Annotated in this window: 11 protein-coding genes; 2 read left to right on the top strand and 9 right to left on the bottom strand. The window is 61.7% G+C overall.

What is annotated here, in order from left to right:
* Window positions 1-14: 14 nt before the first annotated feature.
* The 5 genes from JK202_RS08335 to JK202_RS08315 all read right to left on the bottom strand — a co-directional run bounded on the left by JK202_RS08335 (window position 15) and on the right by JK202_RS08315 (window position 5,235).
* On the bottom strand, window positions 15-962 hold the full coding sequence (locus JK202_RS08335; protein ID WP_211560094.1) for a hemolysin family protein: 948 nt from the start codon (window positions 960-962) through the stop codon (window positions 15-17).
* Window positions 959-1,465 (bottom strand): rRNA maturation RNase YbeY, encoded by a 507-nt coding sequence (gene ybeY, locus JK202_RS08330; RefSeq protein ID WP_211560092.1) that lies wholly within the window; start codon window positions 1,463-1,465, stop codon window positions 959-961. The genes JK202_RS08335 and ybeY overlap by 4 nt, the downstream gene beginning before the upstream one ends.
* Window positions 1,434-2,612: a PhoH family protein gene (locus tag JK202_RS08325; RefSeq protein ID WP_211560090.1), complete on the bottom strand. Its 1,179-nt coding sequence runs from the start codon at window positions 2,610-2,612 to the stop codon at window positions 1,434-1,436. The genes ybeY and JK202_RS08325 overlap by 32 nt, the downstream gene beginning before the upstream one ends.
* A complete protein-coding gene (miaB, locus tag JK202_RS08320; protein ID WP_211560262.1) occupies window positions 2,606-4,006 on the bottom strand; it encodes a tRNA (N6-isopentenyl adenosine(37)-C2)-methylthiotransferase MiaB in 1,401 nt (466 codons plus the stop codon). Before miaB ends, JK202_RS08325 begins: the two co-directional genes overlap by 7 nt.
* Window positions 4,007-4,278: 272 nt before the next feature.
* Window positions 4,279-5,235, bottom strand: coding sequence for a 1-acyl-sn-glycerol-3-phosphate acyltransferase (locus JK202_RS08315; RefSeq protein WP_211560087.1), 957 nt, complete (start codon window positions 5,233-5,235; stop codon window positions 4,279-4,281).
* A gap of 270 nt (window positions 5,236-5,505) precedes the next feature.
* Here JK202_RS08315 and JK202_RS08310 point away from each other — a divergent pair, with 270 nt between their 5' ends.
* Window positions 5,506-7,656, top strand: coding sequence for a BamA/TamA family outer membrane protein (locus JK202_RS08310; RefSeq protein ID WP_211560085.1), 2,151 nt, complete (start codon window positions 5,506-5,508; stop codon window positions 7,654-7,656).
* Window positions 7,656-11,801, top strand: a complete 4,146-nt coding sequence (locus JK202_RS08305; protein WP_211560083.1) for a translocation/assembly module TamB domain-containing protein — start codon at window positions 7,656-7,658, stop codon at window positions 11,799-11,801. Before JK202_RS08310 ends, JK202_RS08305 begins: the two co-directional genes overlap by 1 nt.
* A gap of 3 nt (window positions 11,802-11,804) precedes the next feature.
* Here JK202_RS08305 and JK202_RS08300 read toward each other — a convergent pair whose 3' ends face one another.
* The 4 genes from JK202_RS08300 to JK202_RS08285 all read right to left on the bottom strand — a co-directional run bounded on the left by JK202_RS08300 (window position 11,805) and on the right by JK202_RS08285 (window position 15,378).
* Complete coding sequence (locus JK202_RS08300) at window positions 11,805-13,433, bottom strand: tetratricopeptide repeat protein (protein ID WP_211560081.1); 1,629 nt, start codon at window positions 13,431-13,433, stop codon at window positions 11,805-11,807.
* 9 nt (window positions 13,434-13,442) lie between these two features.
* Window positions 13,443-13,823: a response regulator gene (locus JK202_RS08295; protein WP_211560079.1), complete on the bottom strand. Its 381-nt coding sequence runs from the start codon at window positions 13,821-13,823 to the stop codon at window positions 13,443-13,445.
* Between the two features lie 5 nt (window positions 13,824-13,828).
* Window positions 13,829-14,629: an SDR family NAD(P)-dependent oxidoreductase gene (locus JK202_RS08290; RefSeq protein ID WP_211560078.1), complete on the bottom strand. Its 801-nt coding sequence runs from the start codon at window positions 14,627-14,629 to the stop codon at window positions 13,829-13,831.
* 161 nt (window positions 14,630-14,790) lie between these two features.
* Entirely contained in the window at window positions 14,791-15,378 is a 588-nt protein-coding gene (locus JK202_RS08285; protein ID WP_062502026.1) for a CarD family transcriptional regulator, read from the bottom strand.
* Window positions 15,379-15,424: the final 46 nt, after the last annotated feature.

Raw genomic sequence — 15,424 nt, 5'->3', positions numbered from 1 at the left:
AACCGGGGGCTCCGTCAAGAGCCCCGGTCGTCTTCCTGCGTCTTGAGGGCAGGAAGCGGCTTGTTTTCCCAGCCTTCCGGAACCCGCATGCGCAGGGAACGGATATGGCGGGCATCTGCGTCCAGAACGCGGAACTCAAGGCCGCTTTCATGGGTCAGGACCTCGTCCTTGGCCGGGACATGCTCGGCCAGACGGAACACCAGACCACCCACGGTCTCGATCTCGGCTTCACGTTCGGCGTCCGTCAGTACGGCACCAAGCCGCTCTTCAAGCTGACGAACGGGGAGGCGGGCGTCGATATCGAAGGAACCGTCCGGACGTTCCACCCACATGGTCGTGACCGGGTCGTCATGCTCGTCGGAAATATCGCCCACGATGGTCTCGATCAGATCCTCGATCGTCACGAGTCCGTCGATGCTGCCATATTCGTCGATGACGAGGGCCATGTGCATCTGGCGCTGACGCATCTGGAGCAGCAGGTCCAGCACCGGGATCGTGGGGGCGATCATCAGTGGCTGGCGCAGCAGCGGGCGGATGTCGAAGGCGTCCGGCTCGCCGACATAGGCGATCAGGTCCTTTACATGGATCATGCCCGCAATATCGTCGAGCTGGTCGCGATAGACCGGAAGGCGGGAATGGTTTTCCCGGCGCATCAGGTCGAGCGCTTCGCCAAAGGGCAGGGCCTCGGCCATGGCTATGATATCCGCACGCGGGATCATGACGTCATCCGCCGTGATGTCGCGCAGGCGGAGCACATTCATGATGAGGGCGCGTTCCTGCCGATCGAGTTCCGGCTCGTCGCCTGCGTCATCGGTAGGCTGACCAGCTTCGTGAACGAGGGTCGCGATGGACTCGCGCAGGCCCGGATCGCGGCCGCGGCGGTTGAAAATTCCGAAAATTCCGCGCGAGGAACGGCTTTTGCCCGAATCTTCGGGCGATCGGTCGTTGGTATCGTCACTCATATCCGGACACTCCCAGCCTGCTGCCAGTTTCCCTGGCGCCATGGATCTCCAAAACCGAGGGACCGCAGGGTACGGGTCTCAATTCCTTCCATTTCCCGGGCTTCACCGGGATGATGATGATCGTAACCGGCAAGATGCAGTGCGCCATGCACCACAAGATGCGACAGATGCGCCCGCAGCGAACGTCTGGCGGCCGCGGCTTCGCGGTGCACGGTTTCGTAACCCAGTATAATGTCGCCGCCATGAACAGGCGAAACGGGTTCGAACGTCAGCACGTTCGTGGGCTTGTTCTTGTCCCGGAAGCGCGCATTGAGGCGCTTGACGATCCGGTCTGTCGCCAGAAGGATCGAAGGAGGCGGAGACTGCGTGAAGTCGGGGCCGCCCTGACGGGCGACCGCGACGAGGGCGCGCCGGATTGCACGCTCCGTTCCCGGAACCGAGGCGCGCCAGCGCGCGTCCTCGATGATGATGTCAGTGCCGGCGTGTCGACTTGGAGGTTCCATTGTTTTCCCGGCGCAGCCTGTTCCGGAACACGTCCCGGGGGGCTGGCGCTTTCTGTTCATAGGCATCGACGATACGGGCAACCAGCGGATGGCGCACCACATCTTCGGAAGAAAAGCGCGTAATGCCGATTCCCTTGATACCTTCAAGGGTCTCGACGGCTTCGCGCAGACCGGATGATACACCATTCGGCAGATCGATCTGACTCAGATCGCCTGTGATGGCCATGCGTGTGCCTTCGCCCATACGGGTGAGGAACATCTTCATCTGGGCTGCGGTCGTATTCTGGGCTTCGTCCAGAATGACGTAGGAATGAGCGAGCGTGCGTCCGCGCATGAAAGCGAGCGGTGCCACCTCGATCTCACCCGTTCCCATGCGGCGCACCACCTGATCGCCCGGCATCATGTCATGCAGGGCGTCGTAAAGGGGGCGCAGATAGGGGTCGATCTTTTCGCGCATGTCGCCGGGCAGGAAGCCAAGGCGCTCGCCAGCCTCAACGGCTGGGCGGGACAGTACGATCCGGTCCACCTGTCCGGCCAGCAGCATGCCGACGGCCTGCGCGACGGCGAGATAAGTCTTGCCCGTACCGGCCGGCCCGATGCCGAACACCATGTCGGTATTGGCCAGCATTTCCATATAGGCGGCCTGACCATGCGAACGGGGTGCAATGACGCCGCGCTTGGTCCGGATGGCTGGCAGATCCCCGAACGGGGTGGCAGGCATGTTCTGCGGCTTGCCATTGCCCTTTTCCGGACGGCGCTGCCCGTTGCCGCGCGGGCGCTCCTCGGGAGCCGGACGGGCCTGCCTTGTGTCAACCGGGCGTTCCGGGCGGCTCGGCAGGGCCGTCAGGCGGATGACGCCATCGACCTGCGAGGCATCGATCGTGCCACCCTGTTCGAGCTGGTTGTACAGCGCGATGATGGCTGCCTGTGCGCGGCCGACCGATTCCGTCTCGCCGGAAATGGCAATCTTGTTGCCACGGCAGGACAGCTTGACGTCGAATCCTTCCTCAAGCCGGACGAGATGCCGGTCATGGTCCCCCAGCAGGCGCTGGAGCAGGATGTTGTCGTTGAAGCGAAGGGCAACGGTGCGGGTGCCTTCGGAGCCACTGCTGGTGGCGACGGGACGGGTCGGGTGCGTTGTCAGCAAGCGGAGGCTGTCTCCCGGATCAGGGTGCCGCCCAGGGAGTTGGTGCGGCGCGTGGTGATGGCGACCTTGACGGTGGACCCGATCAGATGATCCGGCCCGTCGAAATGAACGGGTTGCAGATAGGGGGAACGCCCGGCGATCTGCCCGGGCTTGCGGCCCCGGTTCGTCACCAGGATTTCCTGCACCGTTCCGACCATATCTGCATTGAAGGCGTCCTGCTGTTCGCGCAGAAGCGCCTGCAACTCGGCCAGACGGCGATCCTTCACGTCCTCGGGTACCTGCATCGGCTGACCTGCGGCGGGTGTGCCGGGACGGGGGGAATATTTGAAGCTGTAGGCCATGGCGAAACCGATATCGCGCACGAGCTGCATGGTCGCTTCGAAATCCTCTTCCGTCTCGCCGGGATGGCCGACGATGAAATCGGAAGACAGGGCCAGATCCGGACGGGCCTCACGCAGCTTGCGGACGCTCTCGCGGTATTCGTCCGCCGTATGCCCACGGTTCATGGCTTTGAGGATCCGGTCCGAGCCGCTCTGTACGGGGAGATGCAGGAACGGCATGAGGGCCGGGTTGTCCCGGTGCGCGTCGATCAGGCTCTGGTCCACGTCGCGCGGGTGGGACGTCATGTAGCGGATGCGGCCCAGACCGGGGATCTGCGCAAGCTGTTCGACCAGCCCCGCCAGTGTCGCACTTTCGCCGGTGCCGTCATCGCCATGATAGGCGTTCACGTTCTGCCCGAGCAGGGTGATCTCGCGTACGCCGCTTTCAGCCATCCGGCGCGCTTCGGCCATGACCGAGGCAACCGGACGGCTCGTTTCCGCGCCACGGGTATAGGGCACGACGCAGAACGAGCAGAACTTGTCGCAGCCTTCCTGAATGGTCAGGAACGCAGTGAGATTGCCCTGTGTCTGCGGAGCCGCATCCGTGGGCAGAAAATCGAATTTCTGCTCGACCGGAAAGTCGGTCTCGATCACGGCGCCACCGGCACGGGCGGCGCGGGCCACCATTTCGGGCAGCTTGTGATAGGTCTGCGGGCCGAGAACCAGATCCACATAAGGCGCGCGGGAAAGAATGACCTCACCTTCCGCCTGAGCCACGCAGCCGGCGACCGCGATGATGGTGCGGTCCTGTCCGTTACTAATGCGCTCGTCGCGGATCTTGCGCAGGCGCCCGAGTTCGGAAAAGACCTTTTCGGTCGCCCGTTCGCGGATATGGCAGGTGTTGAGAATGACCATGTCCGCGTCTTCAGGCCGCTCGACCGGTCCGTAGCCCAGTGGGCGCAGGACATCGGCCATGCGCGCGCTGTCATACACGTTCATCTGGCAGCCCCACGTAATGACGTGAAGGCCCCGAGGAGCCTGCACGGCGGGCGTGGCATCGGAAGAAGCGGGCATGACTGGGGAGGCTGGCGTGAGGGTCAAGGTCTCGGTCCGGGAATGGCAGAATCAGGCAGACACATCAGGGCAGGCATCTTCGGGGTCAAGCCTGTTCCGAAGAACGGCAGGCCGAATGCAAGGGGCCGACGGATGATCAGACGGGCCTGAATAGGGAATACCACCTCCGGACACGAGGGTGACATTACCACCGTGTCGTCGTCTGAAAGTGGCGTGCGGGTGGGCTTCAAGTCAAGATAAACCTGATTGCTGAACCGGCCTGTGCACGGATTTCAGGACTCTGCCACTTTCGGCTGGCCCCGGCGCAGGTCGGCAGCACCACTATTAACGGCCTCGAACGTCGCGCGGGACAGATCTTTCCGGGAGCGGAAATCATCCGGGATGATCGGTTCGTGGAGCATGAGAGACGCCCCCATGGAACGCCACTGACCAAAGGACCACAAGTGGGGTGCGAGATCCATGTCGCCGTACCATGAGAAGACGTTCCGGCGACTGCGCCCGACTGGAAGGCCTTCGAGGCTGTCATAAACGACGGAGACGGGCTGGATCAGGACAGGCGGGGCCTTGGGCAGGCCGACCTGTTCCAGTCGTCCGGGCTTGGCGACGGCAAAGAACGAGGAGAGAAACGGCAGGACACGGGAGCCGTCCGAGGACGTACCTTCGGGAAACAGGACGATGTCGTCCCCATCCCACAGTCTTGCGGCCATATCCTGAAGCTCGCGGCCTGTTTCCTGACGGTTGCGGCTGACGAAAATGGTGCGACCCAGTCGGGATGCCGTGCCGATGAGGGGCCATTTGCCAACTTCACCCTTGGCGACGAATACGACGGGCAGTTCGCTGCCGATGATGGCGATGTCCAGCCAGGAGCAGTGATTGGCGACGAAAACAACAGGACGCTTGCCCTCTCGGACGTCCTTGGCCGTACGCACGCCACCAGCGCTCTGTCCGATGACGCGGGTCCTGATTCCCAGAATCCGGCACACGCCTTTCCAGAAAATGCGTGGCATCATGATTTTCAGACGGCCGGGCAGACGCACCAGAATGGCCTGCATGCTGCACGCCCAGAACGCCCAGATCAGAACAAGCGACAGACGCCCGGCACAGCGCAGGCGGCTGTACAGGTTGGTCGATGTTGTCGGCTGAAAGGCCGGAAAGTCGGCATTTCCATCCAGGATGGGTCGGTTGTGACCGCGCCGGCCGTTCGGGGTCTTGGCATCACGATGGGACATGGGTGCTGAGTGATACGGTTTTCAGGAGGACGACACAATCTTGTTTGTGTCTGCTGGCCACTGTGGTGCGCTTTTCCGGACCGCTCCTGTCCGGGAGGACTTGACACAGAGCGCCGTGCAAGGTTCCTCGGACGATAGCAGTCCTGTCGTTCGGTCTGCGATCTCGTGTCCGGCTTTTCACAAGGCCGGAAAGGCTCTCAAGACGGATTTTCAGGACGCACGGTGAAGTCAGGCCGCAGCCCAGTTTCTTTTTCTGTGTCAGTCGTTTCGATGTCCTGCATGCTGGGCATCGTGACGTTTTTTTGCGCCCCACTTCCTGTGGAAGCAAAAGCGTCGAAGGCGGCTGCAAATGCAAAGCCCGTAACGGATGGCACATCGGATCCCGCGATCCCCTATGCCGTTACACTGACGCCGACAAAACAGGCCGATCTGGACGCGGCCATCAGCGCATCCTCACAGCTGAAATCGCTTCAGACGTCTCATACCGTCGGTGCGTATGCGCTCGCCGGACGGATCCGCAGCGATTACGACCGGGTCAACAGTGCGCTTGAATCCCAAGGGTATTACGCGGGTTCGGTAAAGATCAGCGTCAAGGCAGGTGCACAGACGGTGGATGGCAAAGACCCGTCCCTTCCGGATATCCTCAAGGCATTGGGCAAGGGCCAGAAAGTCACCATCACGATTTCGGCCACGCTTGGGCCCAGGTTCAGTCTGGGCACCGTTGCACTGACTACGCCGCCACAGGAAGCGCCTGCGACGTCCATTCCCGCGCCGTCCCCAGCTACGCCTGCGGCAACCGCTCCCGCCATGAAGCAGTCCAGTGCCAAGGCGCCTGTTGCGAAGACGTCGGTTAAGACCGCCACGGGCGAAAAAACTGCGCCTGCTGCTCCTCCCGCCGCGACAGTTGCAGCCACATCCGAACAGGCCATCGCGCAGGCCCAGCCCGTCAGTCTGCTGCCGGCGGAGCGCAAGGCATTTGGCCTTTCGTCGGGGCAGCCTGCCGTGGCGGCAGATGTTTTGGCCGCACAGAACGGTCTGCTCAGCCAGCTTCAGGAAGAAGGCTACGCCACAGCCAGCGTTTCCACTCCTCTGGCTTATCTGAAGCCCCAGACGCATACGCTGGATATCGTGTTTCGGGTGACCCGCGGCCCCAGGGTCGTGATCGGGCCAGTGGCTATGACTGGGCTGAAACAGACCAACCAGAGCTACCTGATGAACCGGCTGGAGCTCAAAGAAGGCGAACTGTACCGTCCATCTCGGATAGAGGCCGCGCGTCAGGATCTGGCGAGCACGGGTGTGTTCGCGTCCGTACAGGTCCGCAATGCCCCCCCGATCATCACCCTTCCACCTGGCAAGACCCTCATGCCCGGCATCCTTCAGGCCATGCCGATCGAGTTCAGTTTCAAGGAAGCCAAACGGCGTACGCTGTCGGCGGAAGTTGGATATTCGACCGATCTTGGCGGGCGTGTGGGTGTGAGCTGGACGCATCACAATCTTCTGGGCAATGCCGAACAGTTACGACTGACGGCCCTGATTACGGGCCTCGGTGGTTCGGCCCAGCAGGGACTTGGCTATGACGTCTATGCCGATTTCATGAAGCCGGATTTTCTGTCGAAAGGACAAAATCTGAGCGTGCGCCTCGAAGGCATCCGCCAGCTTCTCTATTCCTACCACCAGACCGCCATCATCGGCCGGGCCGGGCTGAACCGGCATGTCGGAAAGTACTGGAACATCTCGGGCGGCGTGATGGGCGAGCAGGAGCAGATCCAGCAGTTCGGGGACACGCGGAGCTATTTCATCGTCTCGGCCCCCCTGAATGCCACGTTCGACAGTACCCAGCTCTCCAATCCGATTGATCCTGCAACACATGGTCTGCGGGCATCGCTTTCGGTGACGCCATCGGAGTCACTTGAGAGCGGGTCGTCGTTCTTCACGCTGCTCTCCGCGCAGGTCTCGACCTATTTCGACCTGAAGCATCTCGGCATTTCCCGTCCCGGACGGAGCATCATCGCCGTCAGAGGCATCGTGGGCTCGGTGCAGGGAGCATCCACCTACCAGATCCCGCCCGATCAGCGGCTCTATGCCGGTGGACCGGCGACGGTGCGCGGGTTCCGTTATCAGGGTGTCGGGCCGCAATACGGCAACACGAAATACGGCATCGGTGGCACATCCATGGATGCAGGCAGCGTCGAGTTCCGCCAGCGTCTGCCGATGAATCTGGGTTTTGCTGGGTTCGTGGATGCGGGGCAGGTCGGGACAGGATCGCGGCCGGGACAGGGGAAGCTCCGGGTCGGCTACGGTGGTGGCGTACGGTATTTCACGCCGATCGGGCCGATCCGCGTGGACGTGGCGCTGCCAATGAACCGTCCGGCTTACGGCGATAAATGGGAACTGTATTTCGGCCTCGGGGAGACGTTCTGATGCGTGTTCGCAGAATTCTTCTTCGTGTCGCGGCCGGTCTTGTCATCGTGCCGGTGGGGCTTGTGGCCGTGGCGGTGACGGGTGTGTTGGTCGGGATCAACATCTCCCCCGGCCAGCGCCTGATCGAGCGCAAGATCGGCCCGCTGACGGGCGGTATGGTCGAGATTTCGGGGTTGTCGGGCTTTCTGCCGCATCATCTGGCAGTCGCGAAACTGCTGATCAAGGATGCCAAAGGCCCCTGGATCGAGCTCGATAATGCCGATCTGCGCTGGTCTCCCCTGTCGCTGCTGCATCTGGATGCGAAGATCACGAATCTTAGTGCGTCGCGTATTGCCGTGATGCGCAAGATGGTGCCCGGGCCCGAAACGACGCCTGTCAAGCAGACGACGACCAGCAGCGCGCCTTCGAAACTGCATGTGCGTGTCGATCTGGTTTCGCTGCATGTCGGGCGGCTGGAGATCGGACCGGATTATACCGTCACGCCGACCGTCTTTTCGCTGGACGGGCACGCCCATATTCACAGCATCGCGCCGTTTCTGGACGGCGTGACAGTGCGGACGCTGCCAGTCATGGATGTGGCGCTGGCGCTGAAGCGGCTGGATCAGCCGGGCAATCTCACCCTGAATGTCCAGACGCCGAAGAACCGTCTTGCGGTCGGGGTCCGGTTTCAGGAAGGGCCAAACGGGTTTGCCACGACGATTGGTCAGTTGCCGCAACTCGATCCGGTGGATCTGCATCTGAATCTCAATGGTCCGCGCACGGCATCCGTGCTGGATTTCGGACTGGGTGCAGGGCCGGTCAAGGCATCCGCCAGCGGGACGATCAACCTGCTGACCCGTATCGGGGATCTGCATGTGAAAGCCGATGCGCCGGCCATGACGCTGCGACCCGGGATTGCCTGGAACAGCATTGCGCTGGATACCGATCTGCATGGTCCGCTGATGGCGCCGAACGGGCAGGGCGTTCTTGATATCGACGCGCTGACGGCTGCGGGCGCGGGGATCGGGCATCTGCATGCGCAGTTTGAAGGGGTCGAAGGTAGCCGTCCGGAAGATGCGACAGGTCACCTGACGGCCTCTCTGGACGGGTTGAGAATACCGGGCTCCCAGCCCACGATTCTGGCATCCGCGCCGTTGACGCTGGATGTTCTGGCACATCCGCTGGCCGCGTCTGCGCCGCTCGTGGTGAAGCTGGACCATCCGCTACTTCATGCGACCGCAACAGCGGATCTGAAGCCTGCTCCCAAAGGGCATCTGGATCTTGATCTGCCGGATCTGCATCCGCTTGCGGCGATGGGCAGCACGGAGCTTAAAGGCAGTGCCGGGCTACATGCCGATTTCGCCATGCCGGTCACGAAGCAGGATGATCTGACGCTGAAAAGCACGGGGACGCTCGCTGTTACGGGTGGTCAGGCGCAGGCCCTGAACCTGATCGGCAAGAGCGGCACATTCTCGCTCGATCTGGCGAAATCTCCGGCCAATGTCCTGACGCTGAAAAGCTTTGCGCTGGATGGCGCGGCGCTGCACATGCTGGTGTCGTCCGTGATCGACATGGCGCATGGCAACCGGATGCAGACGAAGGCTTCAGTCCAGTTACCCGATCTTGCAAAGGCCAGCCCCGCCATCCTCGGCAATACGACGCTGACAGCTACGGCCGACGGTCCGACTGACGATCTGACAGTGAAGGCTGATCTGAGCGGGGATTTCGGCACAAAAGACGTGGCGAAAGGCCCTGTGGCGCTTCATGCCGACGTCCAGCATTTGCCGTCTCACCCGGACGGAACGCTGACGGCCAAGGGAACGCTGGATCATGCGCCGCTGGTGCTCGATACGGCCTTTCAGCAGGATGACGCAGGGGCATATCATCTGGATCTGAATACGCTGGACTGGAACAGTCTGAGCGGGAAAGGCAAGCTCCGGCTGCCCAAGGGGGCCAAGGTGCCGCTGGGGGATCTGGATGTCTCGATCCGCAATCTGGGCGATTTCAGGCGTCTGATCGGGCAGGCGATTTCAGGCCACCTGACGCTGGGCCTGCACACTACGGAAGCTGAAAATGCGCCGCCTGTCGTGAAGGTCGGGCTCGACGGGATGTTGTCGATGGCGCAGGCCGCCGTCCAGTCGCTGAAGGTCAGCGGGACCATCACGAACCCGATCGACGCCCCCGAACCCGCTCTGGTGCTGGATCTGGCCGGGATGCGTTATCAGGCCATGACGGGGAAGGCGCACGCCACGATCAAGGGCCCGCAGACCGCTATGGCCATTGCACTGAATGCGGCCTTCCAGAACGTGATGGATGCGCCCGCGAACATCGACACAGCGCTTATGCTGAACGTGCCTGAAAAGACGGTGCGCCTCGGGCAGTTGACGGCTCTGGCCAAGGGCGAGAGCCTGCGTCTGAGCCGTCCGGCCGTCGTGTCGTTCGGCAAGACGATGGGTGTGGACCATCTGCTGGCGACGATTGCGCCGCAGGGCGTTGCGCCTGCGACGATCGATGTTGCGGGTACGCTGAAACCGGCGCTCGCGCTCACGGCGCGTCTGGATCATATCACGCCTGCGATCGCCAAACCCTTTGCGCCCGATCTTTCGGCAACCGGTGCGATTTCGCTCAACGCTAGGCTTGGCGGGACGCTGGCCGCTCCAACGGGAACGGTCTCACTGACGGGGCGTGATCTGCGGATGCGGACCGGACCTGCAGCGTCTCTTCCGGCGGCACAGATTCTGGCCAATGTGGGACTGGCCGGCACTTCCGCGAAGGTGGATGCGACCCTGGGTGCCGGACCGTCCGTGGCGCTGGCCGTACGGGGTACCGCGCCCCTCTCCAGCACAGGCGCGATGGCGCTTGCAACCACAGGTCATGTCGATCTGTCCGTTGGAAATGCCGTTCTTGGTGCCAGTGGCATGGGAGTGGCCGGCAAAGTCGGCATTAACCTCAATGTCGCCGGTACTGCTGCCCAACCACGGGCGACAGGACAGGTCACACTGGAGAACGCCTCCTTTGATCACTACGCGCAGGGTGTGCATCTCAATCACATCAACGGCGCCCTAGTCGCATCCGGAGACAGCATCGCCGTCAACCACATTGTCGCCCATGCAGGTCCAGGAACGATTGCGCTGGACGGAACTGTTGGAGCGTTCCGACCGGATCTTCCGGTCGATCTGCACATCACGTCTGAAAAAGCGCGGCCTGTTTCGAGCGATCTGCTGACCGCGACGATCAATACCGACCTGCATATTCATGGTCAGGCCACGACCCGACTGGATGTGGACGGCAAGGTCACCATTCCCAACGCCACGATTAATATTCCGGACTCGATGCCTGCATCCGTGCCACAGCTCGATGTGATCCGTCCGGGACAGAAACCGGCTGGCAGTTCGGGTTCGAGCCTGATTATCGGTCTGGGCATAGATGTGATTTCGCCAGGCGAGTTCTTCGTGCGCGGGCACGGCGTGTTTGCGGAAATGCAGGGCCGTCTGCGTGTGCGCGGCACGAGTGCGGAGCCGTCGGTTAATGGTGGGTTCGATCTCAAGCGCGGCAATTTCAATCTGGGTGGGATCAATCTCAACTTCACCAACGGGCGTGTGGCGTTCAACGGTTCGGGTGTGAACCACAAGCTTGATCCGACACTTGATTTCCGTGCGGACCGCAATGCCAGCGGCATACTCGCGAGCCTTCTGGTGTCGGGTTACGCCAGCGCCCCGAAGATCGACTTCGCCTCCACGCCCAGCCTGCCGCGCGATCAGGTCCTGTCCATCCTGCTGTTCGGCACCGATAGCCACTCGCTCTCCACAACGCAGCTTGCGGAACTGGGCGCAGCCGTTGTCCAGCTTGCAGGTGGTTCGGCCTTCGATCCGCTGAGCAAGGTGCGCAACCTGCTGGGGCTGGACCGTCTGGCCGTCGGTGGCGGCAGTGGCGTGGATAATGGTGGCACCAGTGTCGAGGCCGGGAAATACGTCATGAAGGGCGTGTATGTTGGTGCCAAGCAGGCAACGTCCGGTTCCGGAACGCAGGCGCAGGTGCAGATCGACCTGACGAAGCGGCTGAAGTTCAACACAACGGTGGGGACGGGTGGTCAGGTTACGGGCTTTACGACACCGGAAAACGATCCGGGATCGAGCATCGGTCTGTCCTACGGCTATAGCTACTGAGTTTTAATGGGTGGCAACGGCGGTTTCGAGAAGCCGTTTCACGCGCTCCACAACGTCCGACCAGTCCGCAAAGCGGGTCTGGCGGACGATCGTCATCTGCGGGTACCAGGGCGTATCATCGCGCCCATGCAGCCAGCGCCAGCAGTTGTTGACGCGGTCCATCATGATGACAGGTTTGCCCAAGCCTCCGGCCAGATGAACAGCAGACGTATCCACCGAGACGATGATGTCGAGGTTCACCATCAGGGCCGCCGTGTCGTCCATTGTGTGACATTCGGGCATGAAGTTGATCAGCTCACATGGGAAATCGGGGATCTGTTCAGCCGGACGATCTTTTTGCAGGGCATAGAAGCTTGCACCCTCGATATCAGCCAGAGGGGCAAGGGTCGAAAGCGGCATGGAGCGCTGGCGGTCCACCATGAGCGCCGCCGTGTCTTCAGGACGCGCGGCCCCGGCCCAGACGAGACCGACCCGCAATTTGTGATCGTCCTGAAGGCGCTGGCGCCACATTTCGGCTTTCCGACGGTCAGCGCTGAGGTAGGGGACGGGTGCCCCCATTGCGTCGGGCGTTCCGGAAAAGGCGCGGGGCAGGCTGATGAAGGGGCAGTGATAGTCGTATTCCGGTGTTCCGCCGCCAAACTGCACTTCCGCGACCCCGGAGACGCGTTCGCAGATCGCGGCCAAGGTTTCTGTGCCCCAGATATGGATGATCGCCCCTGTGCGGGAGAGGGGCGGGATGTAGCGCAGATACATGAGCGTATCGCCCAAGCCCTCTTCCTGCGTAATGAGGACGCGCTTGCCTCTCAGATCCAGCTCAGGAGAAATATTGGGTAGAAGGCGGTCCAGCGGCATACTGGTATGGCCCGGCAGGCCGAAGCGCCATTCATGTTCTGTCCAACCCTGCGCCATGCGTCCACTCTTGAGCATAGTGATGGAATGGTTCAGACGCAGGCGCGGATCCTGCGGGGCCATGGGGACCGCCTGACGGTACAGGTTGGCTGCTTCTTCCATCCGGCCCAGGCTGCTGAGGATGCAGGCCATGTTGCACAGCGGCTCCCAGTCATCCGGGTCGCTCTCACGTAGACCGTCCATAACCGCGAGGGCACCATCGAAACGTCCGGTTTCTGTCAGGAGGAGGGCAAGCAGGTTGAGCGTGCTGCGGTTCCCGGGACGGCGCTGAAGGCTCTGGCGCAGAAGAAGTTCTGCCTGCTCGAAACGTGCAAGCTGGATCAGCACCGTGGCCTCGGCATCCATCAGTCGGGCATCGTCCGGTTTGCGCCTGCGGCAGATCTCCAGCAGAGGCAGAAGATCGTCCCGCCGCCGCATGGAAACGGCTTCGTCTAGCAGCAGGGCGATGGCATGCGGTCCCACATTGGCACTGGCTTTTTCAAGCTCTTCTGCACACTCGTCGTAGCGGTGAAGATGGAACAGGGCGCGGGCCCGGACATAATGCAGGGCGGGAATTTCCGTTGCACCATCCGGAGATGGGCCCGCCGCTTTCAGCGCCTGTTCAGGATCTTTGCGGGCCATGGCGTCCTGCGCATGGGCCAGACGGTCTGAAGGGCTGACCTGATCTTCCTCAGGTGCCGCGGCTGGATCGTCGAGTGCTGGCCTGTCCAGACTGGCAGACATACGGATCTCCTAGTCCGAGGCCGCCGATGTCATGTCCAGAAGGGCCTCCAGAATGCTTGCTAGCGTATAAGGCTTGGAGATGAAACGGTCCCGTGCGGGATCGCCGGACGTCTCGTCCCGCCGCAGGTCGCCATGACCGCTGATATAGATGACGGGAAGATCTGGCCACCTTTCGCGAGCGGGGTGGATAAGGTTCATGCCATCCCCGTCCGGAAGGGTCATGTCCGCCACAAGGGCGTCCAGCTTCGGCTCCGCGCCAATGATGGCGCGGGCCTCAGCACAATTATCCGCTTCCCTGACCGTAAGGCCGCTGTCGAGCAGGAATTCTGCCAGACAGGTTCGGATCAGGAAGTCATCCTCGATCAGCAGAACAGTAAGGGAAGGGGCCATTTTGGTTACGAGGACCAGTTCTTTTCGAAGTCGCCATAGAGCGTCAGACCACCATCCACATACAGGGTCTGGCCCGTAATGTAAGTGCTGTCTTCAGCGGCAAGGAAGGTGATGGCATCTGCGATTTCACGGCCTTCGCCAGGGCGCTTCATTGGGATGTGGCTGGCGACGGCTTTGTACTGTTCGGGGTCGTTAACCCACGACATGTTGATCGGCGTCACGATGGCGCCGGGAGCCACGGCATTTACGCGGATGCCACGTCCGGCATATTCCAGCGCCAGCGTGCGGACAATATTGCCAACAGCACCCTTGGAGGCGGAATAGCCCAGATAATGGGGTTTTGGGATGATCTGGTGAACGGAGGAGTTCACGATGATCGACCCCTGGATGCCGTTTTCCAGCCAGTAGCGCAGAACTTCGCGGCACGGCAGCATCACGCCCGTAACGTTGACGGCCATCACGCCTTCAAAGTCTTCAAGCTTGATGTCTTCGGAGGGCGACGGGATCTGATAGCCCGCATTGCAGACCAGAACGTCCAGACCGCCCATGGCCTTGATGCTGTCAGCGACCAGACGCTTGACGTCGTCTTCCTTGGAGATGTCACCCGTGGCGATCGGGTGCTCTCCGCCGGAGACCTTGGGCAGCTTCTCGCGGACGGCGATCAGCTTGTCTTCCTTGCGGCCGTTAAGGGCGACCTGCGCGCCTTCTTCGGCAAAACGAAGCGCAGTAGCCTCGCCAATTCCCTGGGATGCCCCGGTGACGAGGACTTTTTTGCCGGCGAAACGGTTTTTGTAAGGGGCAGGCATAGGGCCTCACCTCTCCTTGTGAATGCAGGTTTGAAACCGTGACTGAAAACACATCACGGAAAAGGTCTCTCGTGTCGCCAACGCGAGAGACCCCGTCCGGGATGCGAAGAAAACCACATCCTGATCCATATTGGAGAAACGAAGGCTTTTCAAACTGCGCTTCAGGCGGCCTTCATCGTCTTGGTCAGGTTTTCGAGAACCTGTGCCGGATCGACGTTTTCGAGGACGGCCACTTCGGCCACGAAACGTTCCTGTGCGGCTTCGAACAGCTTGCGCTCGGAGAAACTGCCGTCGAGGCTGTCAACGTTGCGGCGCAGATCGCGCAGAACCTCGGCAATCTGGATCAGATCACCGGAGTTGATCTTTTCCTGATACGCGACGGCGCGCCGGGCCCACATGCCTTTGCTGACATGCGGCTTGCCCTTGATGACGGTCATCGCCTTGTCGACGATATCACGCGTGACGATCTTGCGCAGACCGGCCTTACGGGCCTTGGCCAGCGGGATGCGCAGCGTCATCTGGTTGCCGGGGAAGGAGATCTGGATCATCTCGATCACGGTATCAGCGACATCGACCATGCCGATCTTGTCCACGCGCCCGACACCATGGGCGGCGTAAACAATGGAGTCACCTTCGCGGAACGGGTCCGTATCGTGGTCCGGGTCGGTCTGACGGGCAGTATTGTTGGCTGCGACACGAGCCATTTCATCGGTCATGCCGCCCTTCTGGGGGCTTTTGAACGTGTTCATAGCCGCAGCTTATAGCAGAAAAACCCCCTCCTGTCTTGGTCTGTTC

The organism is Gluconobacter sp. Dm-62 (assembly GCF_018256155.1).
GTDB lineage: Bacteria > Pseudomonadota > Alphaproteobacteria > Acetobacterales > Acetobacteraceae > Gluconobacter.
Note: the sequence above shows the minus strand (reverse complement) of the source record. Positions and strands in the feature narration are given on the sequence as shown.